The 16,130-nt window shown below is 68.8% G+C and carries 21 protein-coding genes; 7 read left to right on the forward strand and 14 right to left on the reverse strand.

What is annotated here, in order from left to right; genetic code table 11:
• Nucleotides 1-3: 3 nt before the first annotated feature.
• From AMYNI_RS0113930 to AMYNI_RS0113950, 5 genes are all read right to left on the reverse strand, one after another.
• Nucleotides 4-1,011 carry an ornithine cyclodeaminase family protein gene (locus AMYNI_RS0113930; protein ID WP_020668633.1) on the reverse strand — a complete coding sequence of 336 codons (1,008 nt, stop codon included), beginning with the start codon at nt 1,009-1,011 and terminating at the stop codon, nt 4-6.
• Nucleotides 1,008-1,571 carry a YbaK/EbsC family protein gene (locus tag AMYNI_RS0113935; RefSeq protein ID WP_020668634.1) on the reverse strand — a complete coding sequence of 188 codons (564 nt, stop codon included), beginning with the start codon at nt 1,569-1,571 and terminating at the stop codon, nt 1,008-1,010. The genes AMYNI_RS0113930 and AMYNI_RS0113935 overlap by 4 nt, the downstream gene beginning before the upstream one ends.
• A gap of 13 nt (nt 1,572-1,584) precedes the next feature.
• Nucleotides 1,585-1,881, reverse strand: a complete 297-nt coding sequence (locus tag AMYNI_RS0113940; RefSeq protein ID WP_020668635.1) for a DUF2516 family protein — start codon at nt 1,879-1,881, stop codon at nt 1,585-1,587.
• Between the two features lie 79 nt (nt 1,882-1,960).
• The gene (locus AMYNI_RS0113945; RefSeq protein WP_020668636.1) at nt 1,961-2,650 is read right to left on the reverse strand and encodes a membrane protein; all 690 of its coding nucleotides are present in this window, start codon (nt 2,648-2,650) and stop codon (nt 1,961-1,963) included.
• Nucleotides 2,647-3,072 (reverse strand): helix-turn-helix domain-containing protein, encoded by a 426-nt coding sequence (locus tag AMYNI_RS0113950; RefSeq protein ID WP_026360436.1) that lies wholly within the window; start codon nt 3,070-3,072, stop codon nt 2,647-2,649. Before AMYNI_RS0113950 ends, AMYNI_RS0113945 begins: the two co-directional genes overlap by 4 nt.
• A 160-nt stretch (nt 3,073-3,232) precedes the next feature.
• Between AMYNI_RS0113950 and tgmC the strand changes: the two genes are divergently transcribed.
• Nucleotides 3,233-4,384 (forward strand): ATP-grasp peptide maturase system methyltransferase, encoded by a 1,152-nt coding sequence (tgmC, locus tag AMYNI_RS0113955; protein ID WP_026360437.1) that lies wholly within the window; start codon nt 3,233-3,235, stop codon nt 4,382-4,384.
• A 77-nt stretch (nt 4,385-4,461) separates the two neighbouring features.
• On the opposite strand, the gene AMYNI_RS0113960 is transcribed toward tgmC, so the two are convergent.
• Nucleotides 4,462-5,112 (reverse strand): alpha/beta hydrolase, encoded by a 651-nt coding sequence (locus AMYNI_RS0113960; protein WP_020668639.1) that lies wholly within the window; start codon nt 5,110-5,112, stop codon nt 4,462-4,464.
• A gap of 353 nt (nt 5,113-5,465) precedes the next feature.
• Between AMYNI_RS0113960 and AMYNI_RS0113965 the strand changes: the two genes are divergently transcribed.
• On the forward strand, nt 5,466-6,023 hold the full coding sequence (locus tag AMYNI_RS0113965; protein ID WP_026360438.1) for a GNAT family N-acetyltransferase: 558 nt from the start codon (nt 5,466-5,468) through the stop codon (nt 6,021-6,023).
• Nucleotides 6,024-6,092: 69 nt separating this feature from the next.
• Complete coding sequence (locus tag AMYNI_RS47205; RefSeq protein ID WP_157357351.1) at nt 6,093-6,635, forward strand: hypothetical protein; 543 nt, start codon at nt 6,093-6,095, stop codon at nt 6,633-6,635.
• 55 nt (nt 6,636-6,690) lie between these two features.
• On the opposite strand, the gene AMYNI_RS0113975 is transcribed toward AMYNI_RS47205, so the two are convergent.
• The 6 genes from AMYNI_RS0113975 to AMYNI_RS0114000 all read right to left on the reverse strand — a co-directional run bounded on the left by AMYNI_RS0113975 (nt 6,691) and on the right by AMYNI_RS0114000 (nt 9,975).
• Complete coding sequence (locus tag AMYNI_RS0113975; protein WP_084628368.1) at nt 6,691-7,230, reverse strand: RICIN domain-containing protein; 540 nt, start codon at nt 7,228-7,230, stop codon at nt 6,691-6,693.
• Between the two features lie 145 nt (nt 7,231-7,375).
• Entirely contained in the window at nt 7,376-7,567 is a 192-nt protein-coding gene (locus AMYNI_RS0113980; protein WP_020668643.1) for a DUF397 domain-containing protein, read from the reverse strand.
• Between the two features lie 13 nt (nt 7,568-7,580).
• Nucleotides 7,581-8,363 (reverse strand): DUF5753 domain-containing protein, encoded by a 783-nt coding sequence (locus AMYNI_RS44495; RefSeq protein WP_020668644.1) that lies wholly within the window; start codon nt 8,361-8,363, stop codon nt 7,581-7,583.
• Between the two features lie 132 nt (nt 8,364-8,495).
• A complete protein-coding gene (locus tag AMYNI_RS0113990; RefSeq protein WP_020668645.1) occupies nt 8,496-9,122 on the reverse strand; it encodes an AAA family ATPase in 627 nt (208 codons plus the stop codon).
• A gap of 4 nt (nt 9,123-9,126) precedes the next feature.
• Nucleotides 9,127-9,555: a TFIIB-type zinc ribbon-containing protein gene (locus AMYNI_RS0113995; RefSeq protein WP_084628369.1), complete on the reverse strand. Its 429-nt coding sequence runs from the start codon at nt 9,553-9,555 to the stop codon at nt 9,127-9,129.
• 39 nt (nt 9,556-9,594) lie between these two features.
• Nucleotides 9,595-9,975 carry a VOC family protein gene (locus AMYNI_RS0114000; protein ID WP_026360440.1) on the reverse strand — a complete coding sequence of 127 codons (381 nt, stop codon included), beginning with the start codon at nt 9,973-9,975 and terminating at the stop codon, nt 9,595-9,597.
• An 88-nt stretch (nt 9,976-10,063) separates the two neighbouring features.
• Between AMYNI_RS0114000 and AMYNI_RS0114005 the strand changes: the two genes are divergently transcribed.
• On the forward strand, nt 10,064-10,561 hold the full coding sequence (locus AMYNI_RS0114005) for a CGNR zinc finger domain-containing protein (RefSeq protein WP_020668648.1): 498 nt from the start codon (nt 10,064-10,066) through the stop codon (nt 10,559-10,561).
• A gap of 196 nt (nt 10,562-10,757) precedes the next feature.
• On the opposite strand, the gene AMYNI_RS0114010 is transcribed toward AMYNI_RS0114005, so the two are convergent.
• Nucleotides 10,758-12,083 carry a DUF445 domain-containing protein gene (locus tag AMYNI_RS0114010; RefSeq protein WP_020668649.1) on the reverse strand — a complete coding sequence of 442 codons (1,326 nt, stop codon included), beginning with the start codon at nt 12,081-12,083 and terminating at the stop codon, nt 10,758-10,760.
• A gap of 29 nt (nt 12,084-12,112) precedes the next feature.
• Between AMYNI_RS0114010 and AMYNI_RS0114015 the strand changes: the two genes are divergently transcribed.
• The gene (locus AMYNI_RS0114015; RefSeq protein ID WP_026360442.1) at nt 12,113-13,279 is read left to right on the forward strand and encodes a pyridoxal phosphate-dependent aminotransferase; all 1,167 of its coding nucleotides are present in this window, start codon (nt 12,113-12,115) and stop codon (nt 13,277-13,279) included.
• 14 nt (nt 13,280-13,293) lie between these two features.
• Here AMYNI_RS0114015 and AMYNI_RS0114020 read toward each other — a convergent pair whose 3' ends face one another.
• On the reverse strand, nt 13,294-13,848 hold the full coding sequence (locus AMYNI_RS0114020) for an RNA polymerase sigma factor (protein ID WP_020668651.1): 555 nt from the start codon (nt 13,846-13,848) through the stop codon (nt 13,294-13,296).
• A gap of 375 nt (nt 13,849-14,223) precedes the next feature.
• On the opposite strand from AMYNI_RS0114020, the gene AMYNI_RS0114025 reads away from it, so the two are divergent.
• Complete coding sequence (locus AMYNI_RS0114025) at nt 14,224-15,327, forward strand: hypothetical protein (protein WP_157357352.1); 1,104 nt, start codon at nt 14,224-14,226, stop codon at nt 15,325-15,327.
• Nucleotides 15,328-15,803: 476 nt separating this feature from the next.
• Nucleotides 15,804-16,130: a divalent-cation tolerance protein CutA gene (gene cutA / locus AMYNI_RS0114030; RefSeq protein ID WP_020668653.1), complete on the forward strand. Its 327-nt coding sequence runs from the start codon at nt 15,804-15,806 to the stop codon at nt 16,128-16,130.

The following is a 16,130-nucleotide window of genomic DNA, read 5'->3' on the forward strand; positions in this document are numbered from 1 at the left end:
TGATCACCGGTACGGCAGCATCGTGCCGACGTCCGCGTCCTCCGCCCGGCGCAGGATCATGTGCGCCACCGCCAAGTCCGTTGTGGACAGTCCGCGGTGCCAGAACAGGATCCGCTCGCGCTCGTGCTCCCGGCCGGGACGGTTGCCGGCCACCACGTCCCCGATCTCGGCGTGCACCCGCTGCTCGGTGAGCAGCCCGGCGTCCAGCTGCGGCCGCAGCGCGCCGAACCGCGAATGCCCGGAGCGGGACTCGCGCCAGTCGTCCACCACGACCTTGTCCACCGCGTCCAGCAGGTCCAGCTCCAGCGCGCTGATCGTGCCGTAGGGCACCAGAAACGAGCCGGGCCGCAGATAATCCTTGCGCACCAGCGGTTGCGGCTCGGTGAGCCGGGACGCCTCGACCATGATGTCGGCGCCGTCCAGCGCCTCGGCCGCACTGTCCACCGCGCGCACCGGCTTGCCGAGGTGCTCGGACAGCCGCCGCGCGAACGGCTCCCGCGACTCGGCCCGCCTGCTGGTCACCCTGATCTCGGCGAAGTCGAAGATCGAGTCCAGCAGCACCACGTTCCACCATGCGGTGCCCCTGGCGCCGATGTGCCCGAGCACCCGCGAATCCCGGCGCGCCAGGTACTTGGCGCCGACCGCGGTCATCGCACCGGTGCGCGCGTCGGTGATCATGGTGCCGTCCACGATCGCCATCGGCATCCCGGTGTCCGGGTCGAGCAGCAGGATCAGCGCCATCTCGCTGGGCAGCCCGCGTTCGAAGTTGGCCACGAAGTCGCCGACCACCTTGACGCCGCTGACCTGCTTGTCCGACAGGTGGCCCCGCAGCACGTTGAAGTGGCCCTTGCCGCCGTTGTCCGGCACCAGGTGGGTGCGCGGCTCGAAGACGACCCGGCCGCGGCCGTGATCGGCCAGCACGTCCTCCACCGCGGCCACGATGTCCGCGTCGGTCACGCCAAGCGAGTCGATGTCGGCACCGGAGAGGTACCGCATCCAAACGCTGGTCATCCGGCCGGCCTTGCCAGGTCCTCGATCACTTCGGCGCCGGGCAGCGCGGCCAGCAGCGACCCGGTGACCAGCAGTTTGCTGCCACGGATCCCGCTGCCGATGATCAGCTCGGGCGAGTCCGCCACGGCCTTGTCCACCAGCAGCGGCCAGTCCGCCGGCAGCCCGACCGGGGTGATCCCGCCGTACTCCATCCCGGTCAGCTCGACGGCCTCGGCCATCGGCGCGAAGGACGCCTTGCGCACGTCCAGCCGACGCTTGATCGCACCGTTCACGTCGGCGCGGGTGGTGGCGAGCACCAGCGCGGCCGCGTAACGCAACTCGCCGGCGCGCTTGCCGGCCACCACCACGCAGTTCGCGGAGGCGGTCAGCGGCGAGGAGTACGCGGCGCAGAATTCCGCGGTGTCGGCCAGTTCGGGGTCGATAGCTGCGACGCCCACCTCGTCGCCAAGGTCATCCCGGCCGAGCGCGGCCAGCGCCTTGGCCACGGGTTCGGCCAGCAGGTCGGTGCGCTGGGCGGCGGGCTCGACGGTCAGCGTGCCGGCAATGGTCCAGATGCTCACCGCACCAGGTTAGCTACCAGCTCCGGCCGCCGCGCTGGACCTCGATCAGCTTCGGCCGGACGTCCACCAGGTAGACCAGCACGGCGATGATGGCGACCAGCCAGAAGATCTGGCCGGTGCCGTAGAACCCGGCGAAACCGAGCACCACGGTGCTGCCACCGGTGATGGCCGCCCAGATCGGCTTGGTCTTGCGGTCGGCGACGGTGTAGGCGTCCGGACGCTGCGTGAGGGCATGCACGAACGCAAAGACCCCAGCCAGCGTCCCGGCCCAGTCGATGGCGATGCAGATCCACTGCGCGATGAGCGGCACGCCACCAGCCTACGTCAGCGGGAGGACACATTCAGGGCCCGGCACCTGGAGCAGGTGCCGGGCCCTTCACGGCCGCCGTCTACTTGGCGGGCTTGGAACCGTTGGCCGGCTTCTTGGCCGCCGGGGTCGTGCTGCTGGTGGTGGAGCGGCGGGTGGTGCTGGCCGCGCGCGGGGCCGTCTTGTTGGCGGCCTTGCGGCTGGCGCTGCGGGTCTCGTGCGCCACGTCGTCGCCGATCTCCTCGACCTTCTCGGCCACCTCACCGGCGACCTCGGTCACCCGGTTGGCGGTCTTCTCGCCGACCGAGCGGGTGCGCTTGGTGACCTTGCCGAGCACGTCGTCCACCCGGCCGCGGGCCTCGGTGGTGACGTCGTCCACCCGGTCCTGCGCGGTGCGAAGCGCGTCCTCCAGCTGCTCGAGGGCCTTCTTCACCTGCGGCTGGGCGGCGATCTTGTCCCAGGCCTGCTCGCCCGACTCGGCCAGTTTGTTGTACAGCTTCACGGCCGCGTCGGTGTACTCGTCGATGACCTTGCGCAGCTCCGCCGGGTCCAGCTTCTCGCGCAGGCTGTCCACGTCGGTGGGCAGCTCTTCGAGGTTCTTGCGGGCGGACTCGCTGCTCTCGGTGACCCGGTCCTTGGCCTTGCTCACCGCGTCCGCGACGGCCTGGCTGGCCAGGTTGCCGGCGCCGAGCACGGCCAGCAGCGGGGTGCGGACCTGCTCGACCGCGCTGTTCACGGCCTTGCGGACGTCATCGTTCCTGGGGGTGGTCATGCTGGTTCACTCCTTAACGCGGCGGCGCTGTCCGGCCGCTCGGCTGGGGGTTCTACTGGGGTTTCGTTCTGGTGGGCCGCCTGGTTCTCCCGGCGGAAGGACTCGTAGACGTCGAGCAGCACCTGCTTCTGCCGCTCGGTCAGCTCGGTATCGGCCCGGATCGAGTCCGGGACCGGCCCGCCGGTGGGCAGGTCGAGAATGCCGGCCTGCACATACAGCGCTTCCGCCGATATCCGCAGTCCCTTGGCGATCTGCTGCAGGATCTCCGCACTGGGCCTGCGCACGCCACGTTCGATCTGACTCAGGTACGGATTGGACACCCCGGCCAGTTTCGACAGCTGCCGCAACGAGATCTTCGCGTTGCTGCGTTGCTGACGGATGTACTCGCCGATGTCGGAGGCTATGTCGGCAACCTTTTCCATCGGACCCGCCGACGGTTCCGACGTTTTCGCGGCCTCATCCGGTGCTGCCATTCGGTCACCTCCTCGCGACAAGACCAACGGTACGCGCGAGTGCTAGCAGTTGCAAGCACTCTGCTTGCAACCATCGGGTGTGTCTTGAGTCACCGGTTACGGTGGGAAAATGGGTACGGCCACGCGACGGCGGCGGCTCGTGGACGCCTTGCGGCGGGACGGGGCGCTGACCGACCCCCGGTGGATCGACACGTTCCGCAAGGTGCCGAGACACCCGTTCCTGCCCCGGTTCTTCGTGCCGGAGAACGGGCTATGGCGGGCGGTCGCGGCCGGGGACGACGACTGGCTGGACCGGATCTACACCGACCGGGTACTGGTCACCCAGCTCGACGACGACCCGTCCGCCTGGCAGGACGCGCGCCTGCGCGGCCCGTTGCCCGGCACGCCGACCTGCTCGTCCAGCATGCCGGCGATCATGGCCATCATGCTGGAGGAGCTGCTGGTGGAGACCGGAAACCGGGTGCTGGAGGTGGGCACCGGCACCGGCTACAACGCGGCACTGCTCTGCCATCTGCTCGGTTCGACAAACGTGTCCACAGTGGACATCGACCCGAGCCTGGTGGCCTCCGCCGGCGCGGCACTGGCCGAGCACGGTTTCCACCCCGACTGCCAGGTCGCCGACGGGGAACGGGGACTGCCCGCGAACGCCCCGTACGACCGGGTGCTGTGCACCTGCTCGGTTTCGGCGATCCCGCCGGACTGGCTGGCCCAGACGGTGCCCGGCGGGCTGGTGGTCACCACGCTGAACCGGCCGATCGGCGCCGGGCTGGTCCGGCTGACCGCGGGCGAGGGCGCCACCGGGCGGGGCCGGGTGCTGGCCCGTGACGGCCGCTTCATGCCGCTGCGCGCGCACCGCCTTGCCGATCCGCCCGCCGTGCTCCCGGCCGGAAACGGGGCGGAGCAAAGGACTTCGCTGCCGATCTCGGCCGTGCTCAACCCGTCCAGCCGGTTCGAGTTCTTCGCCGGGCTGGCGCTGCCGCAGGTGGCGGCCACCTACGACCCGGCGGACCCCGAGTCCACCGTGCTGGTGCATCCGGACGGTTCCTGGGTCAGCCACACCGCCGCCGACGGCCGGTACGCAGTACGGCAGGGCGGCGAACAACGGCTGTGGGACCTGGTGGAATCCGCCTACCAGGACTGGAAAGCGCTCGGCGAACCCAGCCGAGAACACTTCGGCCTCACCGTCACCCCGGAATCACAGGAGTTCTGGCTGGACGGCCACGACCACCGCTGGCCGCTGGCAGTAGGACCTCAGGTATGAGACTGGCTGTCCGTTCTCAGTGGAGCTTGCGGAGCCTCAGTAAGTTGGCAGCGACGCCAGACCACCGGCCAACTTCTTCATCGTCCAAACGCCCACGCCACCATCAGCGGGAACTCTTCGCGCCAGAATGCGTCGCCGTGCGATCCGACCCGCTCGTTCAACATGACGTCCGCCCCTGCATCGCGCAGCGCGTCCGCCCACCGGGTCGCGTTCCGGAGGAAGAACGGCTCCAGCGTGCCGGCGACGAGGTACGTGCGCGGAAGCGAACTCGGCATGGCCGCAGGTGGCCGATAGCCCCCACCAGGGGAGGCGCATAAGACCGTACCGTAGACGTCCGGATGCTGAAGCCCCATGGCCAACGCCAGCTCTCCGCCGGCCGAGACACCGCACACCGCGGTGCGCTCGGCGGGCAGGGCCACTCCGAACCGCGATCGCGCCCATTGGCCGACGTCCTCGCCGAAAAACCTCTCGTGCGCCGAGAACCGCTCCGGCTCGAAGCCCGGCGAGTATTCGCGGAGCCGCAGGGTCTCATCGGCGGGGCGGTGCACACCGATGATCGCCGTGGACGGTACGTCCGCGGCCTCAAGGTCACCACCCCATTGTGCGATCAACTCGCCGTCACCGGCGAACACCACCGCCTCGGGCCGATCCGCCGGGACGTAGACCGTGACCTGGCGACCTCCGTCGTACTCGAAGGTCTCGGTGACCAGCTCGCCCGCGAGTGACATCGTCGATTCCTCCGGTCAGCAGCGCCATCAGCCACGTCTACAAAGTGTGAAGCTAGCGGATTTCTTCGTTTGCCGATCCAGTCGCCGCTGGCGAGACGACGAAGGCTGTACCGGATGGTCGAAGGTGAGCCGGGCCTGACGCTGCGACAGGCTCTCGGAGGAGAATCGCGTCGCGGTGATCCGGCGGAAGCAGTCGTCACAGTCGGCACCCACTGATTTCTTGCCCTAGCCGAGGAAATGCCAAGAGTTTGAGACTGATCATTGGTGACGTCACCGTGAGACAACCGAGAACGCCCAGGTCACGCAAGATCGACCTGCCACGAGCGGCGAGACCCTGCACTAGCCTCGTCTGCATGAATTCTGCCCGGTTCGTGATGCCGTCAACCGCTCCGACATTCGGGCACGTGCGGCTGCGAGCTTTTGAGGATTGCGATGTGGACATGGTGATGAACCTGTCGACTGATTCGTACGTGCCGAAGATCGGCTCGCTCCCGGGCAACGCCAGCCGTGAGGACGCTCTCGCGTACATCGAACGACAGCTCGGCCGGCTCGACACCGGAGCTGGTTACTCCTTCTGCGTGGCGGACAAGGACACCGGCGACGCGCTGGGGACGGCCGGGCTGCACCTCGCACCCATCGCCGCGGGCCGGGCGACAGCGGGGTACTCCGTCGCGCCTCGTGCGCGGGGCCGCGGGGTCGCGGGCCAGGCGCTCACCGCGCTGACGCGGTTTGCCTGGTCCATCCCGGAGCTGTATCGCATCGAGCTGTATATAGAGCCGTGGAATGTCGCCTCCATGCGTTCGGCTGAAGTTGCGGGATATGCGCACGAGGGCCTCCTTCGCAGCCATCAGGAGATCGGCGGCAAGCGGGTGGACATGCTCCTGTACGCCGCGATCAGACCGACCGACTAGCCCCGAACGCCGCCGGTCGCCGTCTTCCTGGTTGGGACCGGTCCCTGTGCGGTGCTGCATCATCGCGACATGACGACTGTGACATTCCGGCGCCTAGCTGCCACGGTATGTGCGCTCATGACGACAGGTGCCTTGGCGGGCTGCGGCAGCGCAGAGGTGGGTGACGCAAGCGCGCCGGACACAGCCTCGAAGAGCTCAACCAGTCCCCCAACCAGCAGCTCGGCGGCCGAGTCCGTCCCGACCTCGATCCAGCCGAGCGCACAGGACGGTACGAACTACGACGCCTGTTCGGGTGGTGACTGTGAGGTCGCCGTGTCCAATCCGGTCACGATCACGTTGTCCGATTCTCCGATCGACGCCGGTCCCTTTACGGTGCAGAAGGTGAGCGCCGACAGCGTTGAGGTGAGCATGGCCCTCCCCGCCGGCCCCAGTCTCAGCACCACCATCGAGACGGGCTGCACGACTGCCTTCCAAGGGAACAACGCCAGCGGGCTGGCTGTCACATCATGCTCGGGAGAACCGGAAGATATCCTCGGTATGTACATCAAACAAATGGTGACGGTCAAGAATATCACCGACGGTACCGCAATTCTGAACCTGAAATCCGAGTAAAGCCTTGAACCGGCCCCGGCGGGACCGGTTCAAGGCGATTATCGTCTACCGGAAATTACGGGTTGATCGGCGCGAGCCGCCAATGCTGCTTGGCGCCGCCCCAGCAGTCCCAGATCATCGCGCGAGCACCGAGGTCGTGTCCCTCGCCCGCGATGTCGAGGCATTTCTGGTTGAGCTGGGATCTGATCTCGTAATAGCCGTTGCCCACGTCAGCGAGCCGCCAGTGCTGCTTGGCGCCACCCCAGCAGCTCCACTGCATGGCCGGAGCGCCCTGGTCGTGGCCTTCACCCTCCACATCCAGGCACTTCTGGCTGTTGAGCGGGCGGATCTCGTAATAGCCGCTGCCCACATCGACGAGTCGCCACTTCTGGTTGGCCGGGCCCCAGCAGTCCCACATGACCACCGGCGTCAGGTCGGCGTTGTTGCCGCCGCGGACGTCCAGGCACTTCTGGTTGAGCTGGGTCCTGATCTCGTAGTACTGGTCGGCGGCCGGGGCCACGGATCGGTCGGCCGGAGCCGCGGTGGCGGTACCCGAGGCGAAAAGAAGCGCCGCAGCAGCCGCGACAACTCCGAGACAATGTTTGATCTTGACCATATCGTTCGAAACTCCCCTGGTTCGAAACCCGTTGACCTGGAACCTCATAAACCTGGCACAGGGTTTCGACGCGGGAAGCGGCCAAGAGGCGCACCGCTCGGGCAGCACGTGGTTCACCTTCGGGCGAGCCAATGGCGGCGGCCATTCACCGCGCCGGGACGCACTCCGTCAAGAACATCCGCCATTCGGCCGAACCGAACGACAACGTGCCGCCGGCACGATCCTTGGTGTCCCTGACCAGCACCCCACGCAGCTGGAAGCCCACCTCGACGCAGGTTCCGCCATTGGCGCTGTAGCTGCTCTTGCGCCAGACAGTACGCAGCTCCGGGGCGCCCATGGTGGTCCTCCAGCTAGGTGTAGCGATCAGTTGCCGCGGCGGCAATCAACTCCCTCGATTGTGGCTCATCGAGCGCTACAACCGCCAGCTTGCCCAGGACACGGCGGTACGACGCTATTTCCTGGTGCGTCTCCAGGAACAGGCAAGAGGTCTCACTGTCCAGATAAACGACCGGCCTGACCTCGTTGAAGTCCAGCAAGGTGAAGGGTCCGGCCAGACCGGCATGCACGCCGACACCGGCCGGTACCACTCGTAGCGAGATGTAGGGACGGACGGACATCCTGAGCAGGTGGTGCAACTGCTCCGACATGATCTCGGTACTGCCCACGCACCGCCAAAGAACGAATTCTTCCAAGAGGAACGAGAACTGTGGTCGGTGTTCCTTGGAGAACAGGCATTTCCGGTCCATGCGTGCCCGAACGCGGTCTTCGACCTCAGCTACCGACAAATCGGCCTGTCCGGAGATCAGCGCTCGCGCGTAGTCCTCGGTTTGCAGCAGGCCGTGCACCACGACCATCTGGAAGTGGCCGATGCTCACCGCCTTGTCCTCGTGAGTGACCAAGGTCTGCACCTGTTTGGGCAGGCGGTCGCCGTACTGCTGCAGCCAACCTGGTGTCGAGCGCCCTTCGCAGAGCCCCAGCAACCTTTCGCGTTCGTCGCGCGGGGTGTTGCAGACACCCATGAAGGTGGCCACTTCGACCGGATCGCCACCGCGTTTTCCGCTCAGCAGACGGGAAACGGTGGAGTCCTCCCAGTCGAGCCTGCGGGCGCGGATAGTGGGTTCGCGGTCTTCCATGAATCGAAAGTAGCGCCGCCCACGGACAAATCCGGGGTGTCGCGCGTTTTGCCGATGGGACAACCCCCGATCAGCTTACCGGCCCCCGTCGCCGTCGTGAGTGAAAAGTGTTGTCCGGGCAACACTTTTCACTCACGACGCCAGTCGGCCAGATATCCATTCATAGGCGTAATCCGCCGCGTCCCCTACCCCGGCGTCCGTGGTGTCGAAAAGGTCGACCGGCGGATCGAGGGTGGCCGCCGAAGAACGCAGCCATTCGTTGAACTCCAGCATCTCCTCGATTCGCGGCTCGTCCCATTCCCGCCACCGCGGGCGGACGCGCAGCCGTTCGGCCAGCGTCGCGGATTCCCCGACCAGCGCCAGATAGTGGATGTCCGAGAAGAAGACCCGCTCCGGCAGCGGTTCGAACTCGGGCGGCACCACGGTCCCGCAGAGCACCACCGGGGTGCCGTTCTGATGGATCATCGCGGCCATCCGCAGCCAGGTCGCGCGGAACTCCGGATGGCCGTCCACGTCGTCGCGCAGCCCGGCGGTCCACAGCACGTCCTGTTCCAGCACCACGGCGCGGCCGGCCAGCCGCCTGGCCAGGATCGGGCCCACGGTGGACTTGCCGGCCGCACTCGGCCCGGTCAGCGCGAACAGCGGCAGCCGGTGAAAGGGCCACCGGTGCGCGCAGCGCGCGCAGACCAGCACCTCGCCGGAGACCACCGGCCGGTCCGCGCGGTCCCCGCAGGCGGGGCAGATGCGCAGATCGAGCACCGCGTCAGTCGAACAGGTTCTCGAGGAAGCTGCGCTTGCGGTGACCCCGGTGCCCGCCATGCCCGCCGTAGGGGCGCGGGGAGTCGCCGTAACCATGACCGCCGCCGTATGGCCGCGGCGAGTCACCGTAGCCGCCCCGGAAGGGACGGGGCGAGTCACCGTGACCGCCGCGGAAGGGACGGGGCGAGTCGCCATGGCCGCCGCGGAAGGGACGCGGGGAGTCGCCGTGCCCGCCCTGCCCGTAGTGCGCGGTCGGCGCGTGACCGCCCGCGTAGGGCGGCGGCTTGTGGCCGTAGTAGGAGTTCTCCGCGCCGACGATCCGCTCCAGCTCCCCGTGGTCGAGGAAGATGCCGCGGCAACCTTGGCACTGCTCGATGTGGATGCCGCTCTTGTCGACCGTCTGCAACACGTTCTGGCACTTCGGACAAATCACGTATCACAGCCTACGCATATCCGGGCGCGCGCGGGACGGCTAACACGCACAGAGGCAGAAAGGATGTCCGGCGGGATCGGCGTACACCCGGAAGCCCGAGGTGATGAGGCCCTGGTCGTCGAGAACGACCGCGCCGAGGCGCACCGCGCGCTCGTGCGCGGCGGCCAGGTCGGTGACCGTCAGGTCGAGATGCGCCTGCTGCGGCCGGGCCTGCGAAGGCCACTCCGGCGCCTGGTACTCGGCGACCCGCTGGAACTCGAGCTTCGCGCCGCCGTGCGGGTTGGTCAGGCTCACCCAGTCCGTGCCGGGCTCTGGATCGTCCGGCCATTCGAGCAGCCGGGCGTAGAAGTCCGCGAGGGCGTCGGGATCGGGACAGTCCAGCACGATCGACCCGAAGGTCGGTACCGCGGGCGCACTCATGTTCGCTCCTTCGGTCTCCATAACCAGCGACTGGATTATGCTGGTTACCTTTCCTGGCCGCAACCGGTGTCCGTCCTACACTGGTGAGGTGAGCGAAGAGCCGGCCGAGCACCCCGATGTCTCGCTCGTGCTCGGCTTCCTGAACACCCTCGACGTCGACGAGGGCACCGACCTGCTGGCCGACCCTGGCTCCTGGCAACGCTGGGCCCGCGACCACGCGCTCGGCCCCGGTTCGCTGACGGCCGCCCGCTCGGCACGGGAGGGCCTGCGCGCGGCCATCGGCGACCCGGCCGCCCGGCCCGGCTCGCCGCGCACCGCCGTGCAGGTGGGACTCGTCGGCGGTGAACCGACGCTGGTCGCCACCAACGCCGTCGGCGCGGTACTGGCCGCCGCGACCAGGCTGGCCGTGCGCGGCGAGTGGGCGCGGATGAAGATCTGCCCCGCCGACGACTGCCGCTGGGCCTTCTACGACCACTCCCGCAACCGCTCGCGAACCTGGTGCTCGATGCGCGTCTGCGGCAACCGCGAGAAGGCACGCGCCTGGCGCGAACGCGCCGTCAACCAGGACGTCACCCAGTCTTCGTAATCCCGGCATCCACCGGTCGTTGTCCCCAGGGGTTACCCACAGGCATCTGTGGACAACCCGTCCTACTGTGGACAACCTCGCGAAACCGCAGGTCAGCGACGGCACCCCGGCCTGTGGACGGATGCCGTGGCCGATCTTGCCGACCCGGCGGGCTGACACCCGTCCGAGGGAGCGCTCTACCCAGGGAAACCCCAGGTCAGAACAGCAGCTGCGCCGCCGCGTAGATCACCAGGCCGGCCAGCGCGCCGACCACGGTGCCGTTGATCCGGATGAACTGGAGGTCGCGGCCCACCTGCAGCTCGATCTTGCGCGAGGTCTCCTCGGCGTCCCAGCGCTCCACCGTGTCGGTGATGATCGTGGTGATCTCGCCGGCGTAGTTCCGCACCACGTAGGCCGACGCACCCTCTACCCAGTTGTCCACTTTGGACCGCAGGGTGTCGTCGGAGATCAGCCGCTCGCCGAGGCCGCGCAGGCCCTCTCGGACCCGCTTGCGCAGCTCGCTGGACGGGTCCTCGGCGGCGGTCAGCAGCATCTCCTTCGCGGTCGCCCACGCGGAGCCGATCAGCTTCTGCACCTCGCCGTGTTCGAGCACCTGCATCTTGACCTGCTCGGCCCGCGCCATCGTGTCCGGATCGTGCTGCAGGTCGCCGGCGAACTCGACGAGGAACTTGTCCAGCGCGAGCCGCATCGGATGGTTCACGTCGGTCTTCACCGCCCACGCGAAGGAGAGCACCTCGCCGTAGACCTTGTCCGCGAGCATCTCGTCCACGAACTTCGGCGACCAGGACGGCGCCCGGTCCGACACCACCCGCAGCATCGTGCTGTGGTTGTCGCGCACCCATTCGTAGCCGCGGTCGCACATCAGGTCCACCAGCTTGTGGTGCGCGCCGTCCTCGAAGACCTGCCCGAGCAGCTTGCCAAGCGGCGGCCCCCACGGCTGGTCCACCACCCGGCGCACCACGGCCTGCTCCATCACCGCCTGCACGTCCTCGTCCCGGAGCACGGTGACCGCGCCGCGCACCACGGTGGACAGCTCGGCGGTGACCCGCTCCGCGTTCTCCGGCTGCGAGAGCCAGCCGCCGAGCCGCTTCGAGATGTCCACCCGGCGCAGCTTGTCGCGCACCACGGCCTCGGACAGGAAGTTGGAGCCGACGAACTCACCGAGGCTGGAGCCCAGCGCGTCCTTCTTGCTCGGGATGATCGCGGTGTGCGGGATCTTCAGCCGCAACGGATGCCGGAACAGCGCGGTCACCGCGAACCAGTCGGCCAGCGCGCCGACCATGCCGGCCTCGGCCGCGGCGCGCACGTAACCGACCCAGCCCGGCCAGCCCGCCGACTGGGCCCAGCCGGCCAGCAGGAAGATGACCGTCGCCCCGAGCAGGAAGGACAGCGCCACCAGCTTCATCCGGCGCAGTCCAGCCTGCTTGGCGTGTTCGTCCGCGGGTCCGCCCGGCGGGTCCGCCGGGACCGGGCGCCGGGGACCGTCGATCCTGCTGCGTTCGGCCGCTGTCAGTTGCTCCACAGGCCCATTGTCCGTGAGGATCTGAAATCGTGCGTAAACCTGCTCTAGTCCCCCGCCTGCGGCCGTTCACTTCGACCATCTTCGCGGAGATGACCGCGCTGGCCGGCCGCTTCGACGCGGTCAACCTCGGCCAGGGCTTCCCGGACACGGACGGGCCGGTGGCCATGCTGAACGCGGCGAAGGACGCCCTGTTCGGCGGGGCGAACCAGTACCCGCCGGGCCCCGGCAGGCCCGAGCTGCGCGCGGCCATCGCACGGCACCGCACGCGGTACGGCACCGAGTACGACCCCGACCGCGAGATCCTGGTCACCGCGGGCGCCACCGAGGCCATCGCGGCCAGCCTGCTCGCGCTGACCGAGCCCGGCGACGAGGTCATCGTCATCGAGCCCTACTACGACTCGTACGCGGCGTCGGTCGCGCTGGCCGGCGCGACCCGGAAGGTGGTCTCGCTTGCACCGGGTGAAAGCGGCCGGTTCGCCCTCGACGTGGCCGCGGTGCGGGCCGCGATCACCCCGCGCACCCGCGCGATACTGGTGAACTCCCCGCACAACCCGACCGGCACGGTGTTCACCGCCGCCGAGCTCGAAGCACTGGCCGCGCTCTGCGTGGAGCACGAGCTCCTGGCCATCACCGACGAGGTGTACGAGCACCTGGTGTTCGACGACGCGGCGCACGTGCCGCTGGCCACGCTGCCCGGGATGCGGTCGCGGACGGTCTCCATCTCCAGCGCCGGCAAAACGTTCAACTGCACCGGCTGGAAGATCGGCTGGGTGTGCTCGACGCCGGAGCTGGTCGCCGCGGTGAAGGCGGCCAAGCAGTTCATCACCTTCGTCTCCGGCGGCCCGCTGCAACCGGCCGTGGCGTACGCACTGGACCACGAGCTGGAGTGGGTCGAAGGGCTGCGCACCGCGCTGGCCGGCAAACGCGACCGGCTCTCCGCCGGGCTCGCCGAAGCGGGGTTCGACGTCCGGCCCAGCGCGGGCACCTACTTCGTCTGCGCGGACGTCCGGCCGCTCGGCTTCACCGACGCGACCGAGCTCGCCTGGCAGCTACCCGAACGGGTGGGGGTGGCCGCGGTACCGGTCAACGTCTTCACAGATCACCCGGATGAGTGGAAACACGTGCTGAGGTTCGCGTTCTGTAAGCGGGACGAGGTGCTCGACGAGGCCATCGTCCGGCTGCGCAAGCTGGGCTGAGTCGCTACCGATATTCAGCGATATTCGAAACCGTCCGCGAGCAGTCGCCGCCGGATCGTCTCGAAGCTGCGGCTGCGCAGCGGCCCCACGCTGCCGGGCTCGATGCCCAGCTCGGCGGCGATCTCCGGATAGGAAAGGCGGGGCTCGCGCAGCAGCAGGAGGATCAGCCAGCGCTGCCGGTCGGGCAGCTGCCGGACCGCGCGCCGGAAGGCCAGCTCGCGCTCGGCGCGCAGCACCACCAGTTCCGGTGACACCGCATTCTCGTACTCGCGATTCTCACAGGTCTCGATTACTTCGTGCCGCCGCCCGGCCAGGGTGCCGATGGCCAGCCGGCGCGCCGTGGTGGCCAGCCAGCCGGGCAGCCGGCTCGGCTCGCGCACCGCGGAGATGCGCTGGGCAAGCTGCAGCCAGGTGCTCTGGCACAGGTCGAGCGCGTCCGCCTCGCCGAGCCGGTACCCCCTCGCCACGCCGAGGATCACCGCGGAAAGACCGGCTACCAACGAGTTCCACGCCGCCTGATCACCGCGGAGGGCGCGTGACAGCAACTCACCGAAATCTGCTTCGGACACCGGGCCTTCTCCCGTCCTGGTCGACAGGCCGCCAGGTGGCGACCAATTGCGACTGAGACGGCACGCTCCGCGCACAGGCTCCGCAAAAGCTCAGGTCAGCGAGAAGTAGAGTAGTTGTACTCGGCTCGGCCAATCCGGTAATAATCGTCCCCGGGGAAACCCAGAGTGATCAACATCGGACCCGCCGGCACCGGAGCCGGTACGTCCGTTCCGCCGTACGGGGTGGATCGAACGCGGCCGAGGTGAAACACTCCGGACCAATGCTAGAAAGAGTGCAGCCCCGGGGGTGCTACGACGTGGCCGGATGAGACCCCATTGAAGATCAGCTGCGCGTGACGATCACGCGAGCCAAAGGCCCGGACGGTGGTGATGGCGGTGGAAAGCACGGCAATCGTGCGCCGCACCGGCCGAATGCTGCCCAGGCACGCCACCCGGCTGCTGATCGTCGCTGGTCTCTCCTTCGCCGGCTGGCTGCTCGCGCTGCTGCTCAGCCCGGCCGCGAGCGCCGACGAGCCCACCCTGCCGGGTGACCAGAGCGGCAGCGGCCAGACCGAGACGTCCGCCGGCCCGCTCCCGGCCGAGAACTCCGGAACTGACACGATCACGAACGACGCTGACAGTACCGGCTCCGCGGACAACGCGAAAACGGAGACCCCGGAACAGCCTGCGCAGTCCGAGCCCGAGTCCGGGTCCAGCGAGACCGGCGAAACCACCGCAGCCACCGAAGCCACCGCCTCCCGGCAGACCGAGAGCGAGCCGGCCGCGCAGCGCAAGCGCACGGCACCGCAGCCGGCCGCCGGCGGCGGGCTGCTCGGCCTGGTCGGCAACACCGTGAACGGTGTGCTGGGCGTGGTCGGCAACACCGTCGGCGGCGTGCTGAACACGGTCGGCGCGGTCAGCGACGCGGTGCTGTCGCCGATCACGCGCGACTGCCCGCCGGCGGAGCTGCCCGACCTGCTTCCCCAGCCCGGCCCGGTCGGCGACGCACCGACACCGGGGCACAGCGGGGGCGGCGTGACCATCGCCGTCCCGGCCGACCAGCGCGCCGAACTCGGCGCGCACGCCGGTACCCAGCCCGGCGACCAGCCGCAGCCGGTGATCCCGGGCGGCGACGCCGACCGGCCGGAAGCGCCGGCTCCGGTCCAGACCCAGCGGAGTTCGTCTCCCGCGCAGAACCATCAGGCACGCAGCTGGCACGCGCCCGCCGCAGAGCATCAGCAGGCGGGCGGCGACGTCGAGGCGAACGCCGGCGGCGGCTCGTCCGGCGGCGGTCAGCTGCCGAGCGCGCCCAGCGCGCTGATGGTGGCGCCCTGCGCCGCTTCGCCGGGGCACGACAACTCCGGTGGCGGGCGGCAGCAGCTCGGCGTGACCACGTCCACCGCGGACACCACCCAGCTTCAGCTGATCGGCACGAGTCGTCAGCACTCGGCCGACGGAGCGGGCAGAGATGCCGCGCTGCCGACCGCCTCACCCGACTGACCCTGGCGGTTAGGCCGGGGAGAGCCCTGTCCAGACCAAGATCAACTTCTTGGGTCGCAGGCATGAAAGTACCGCTCCCGCCCCGGCATCGAACGACCTTTCCGTTCATTACCAAGGGGTTCTCGCCATGACCAACATTCTTCCCGATCGGCCGACCGCGCCCGGCCGGGTCGGGGCCTGGTCCCGGCGTCGCGCTGCCCCCGCGGCGCCGGGACCTACACCGGGCGCGCGTCGGGCGCTCCTGTTCACCGCGCCGAACAGGGGCATCAGCCCGATGCGCGCCTGAGTCGCGCGCTTCCCGGCACGTCGAGGGGCTGTGCCGGGAAGCAGCCGCGGCACCCTGCCCGGTTCGCCGGATGGGGACGCAGCCGGTGCGCTGGATGTCAATCGCCGTTGTACTTCCCTGGAGCGACGGACCCACATCCAGCGCACCGGCTGTTTTATGCCCTGGCCAGGTCGGCACTACGCTCGACGCTATGGCCGAACACCTGCTCGTCACCACCACTGCACCGGATCGCGAGACGGCGAACAGGCTGGCCGCCTCCGCGGTGCAGGCCAAACTCGCCGCTACAGCTCAGGTGCACGGCCCCGTCACGTCCTTCTTCTGGCATTTGGGCGTACAGGGTGAAGGCGAGGAGTGGCTGGCCTCGTTCAAGACCACAGGCGACCGCTACACCGCACTCGAAGCACACCTGATCGCCGAGCACACCTGGCAAAACCCGGAGGTCACCGCCATCGCTCTGGCCCGAGGGTCGGCGGGCTATCTGCACTGGCTGGAAACAGCGACCACACCCGAGTCCTGA

Origin of the sequence: Amycolatopsis nigrescens CSC17Ta-90 (assembly GCF_000384315.1) — a bacterium.
GTDB classification, from domain to species: Bacteria; Actinomycetota; Actinomycetes; order Mycobacteriales; family Pseudonocardiaceae; genus Amycolatopsis; species Amycolatopsis nigrescens.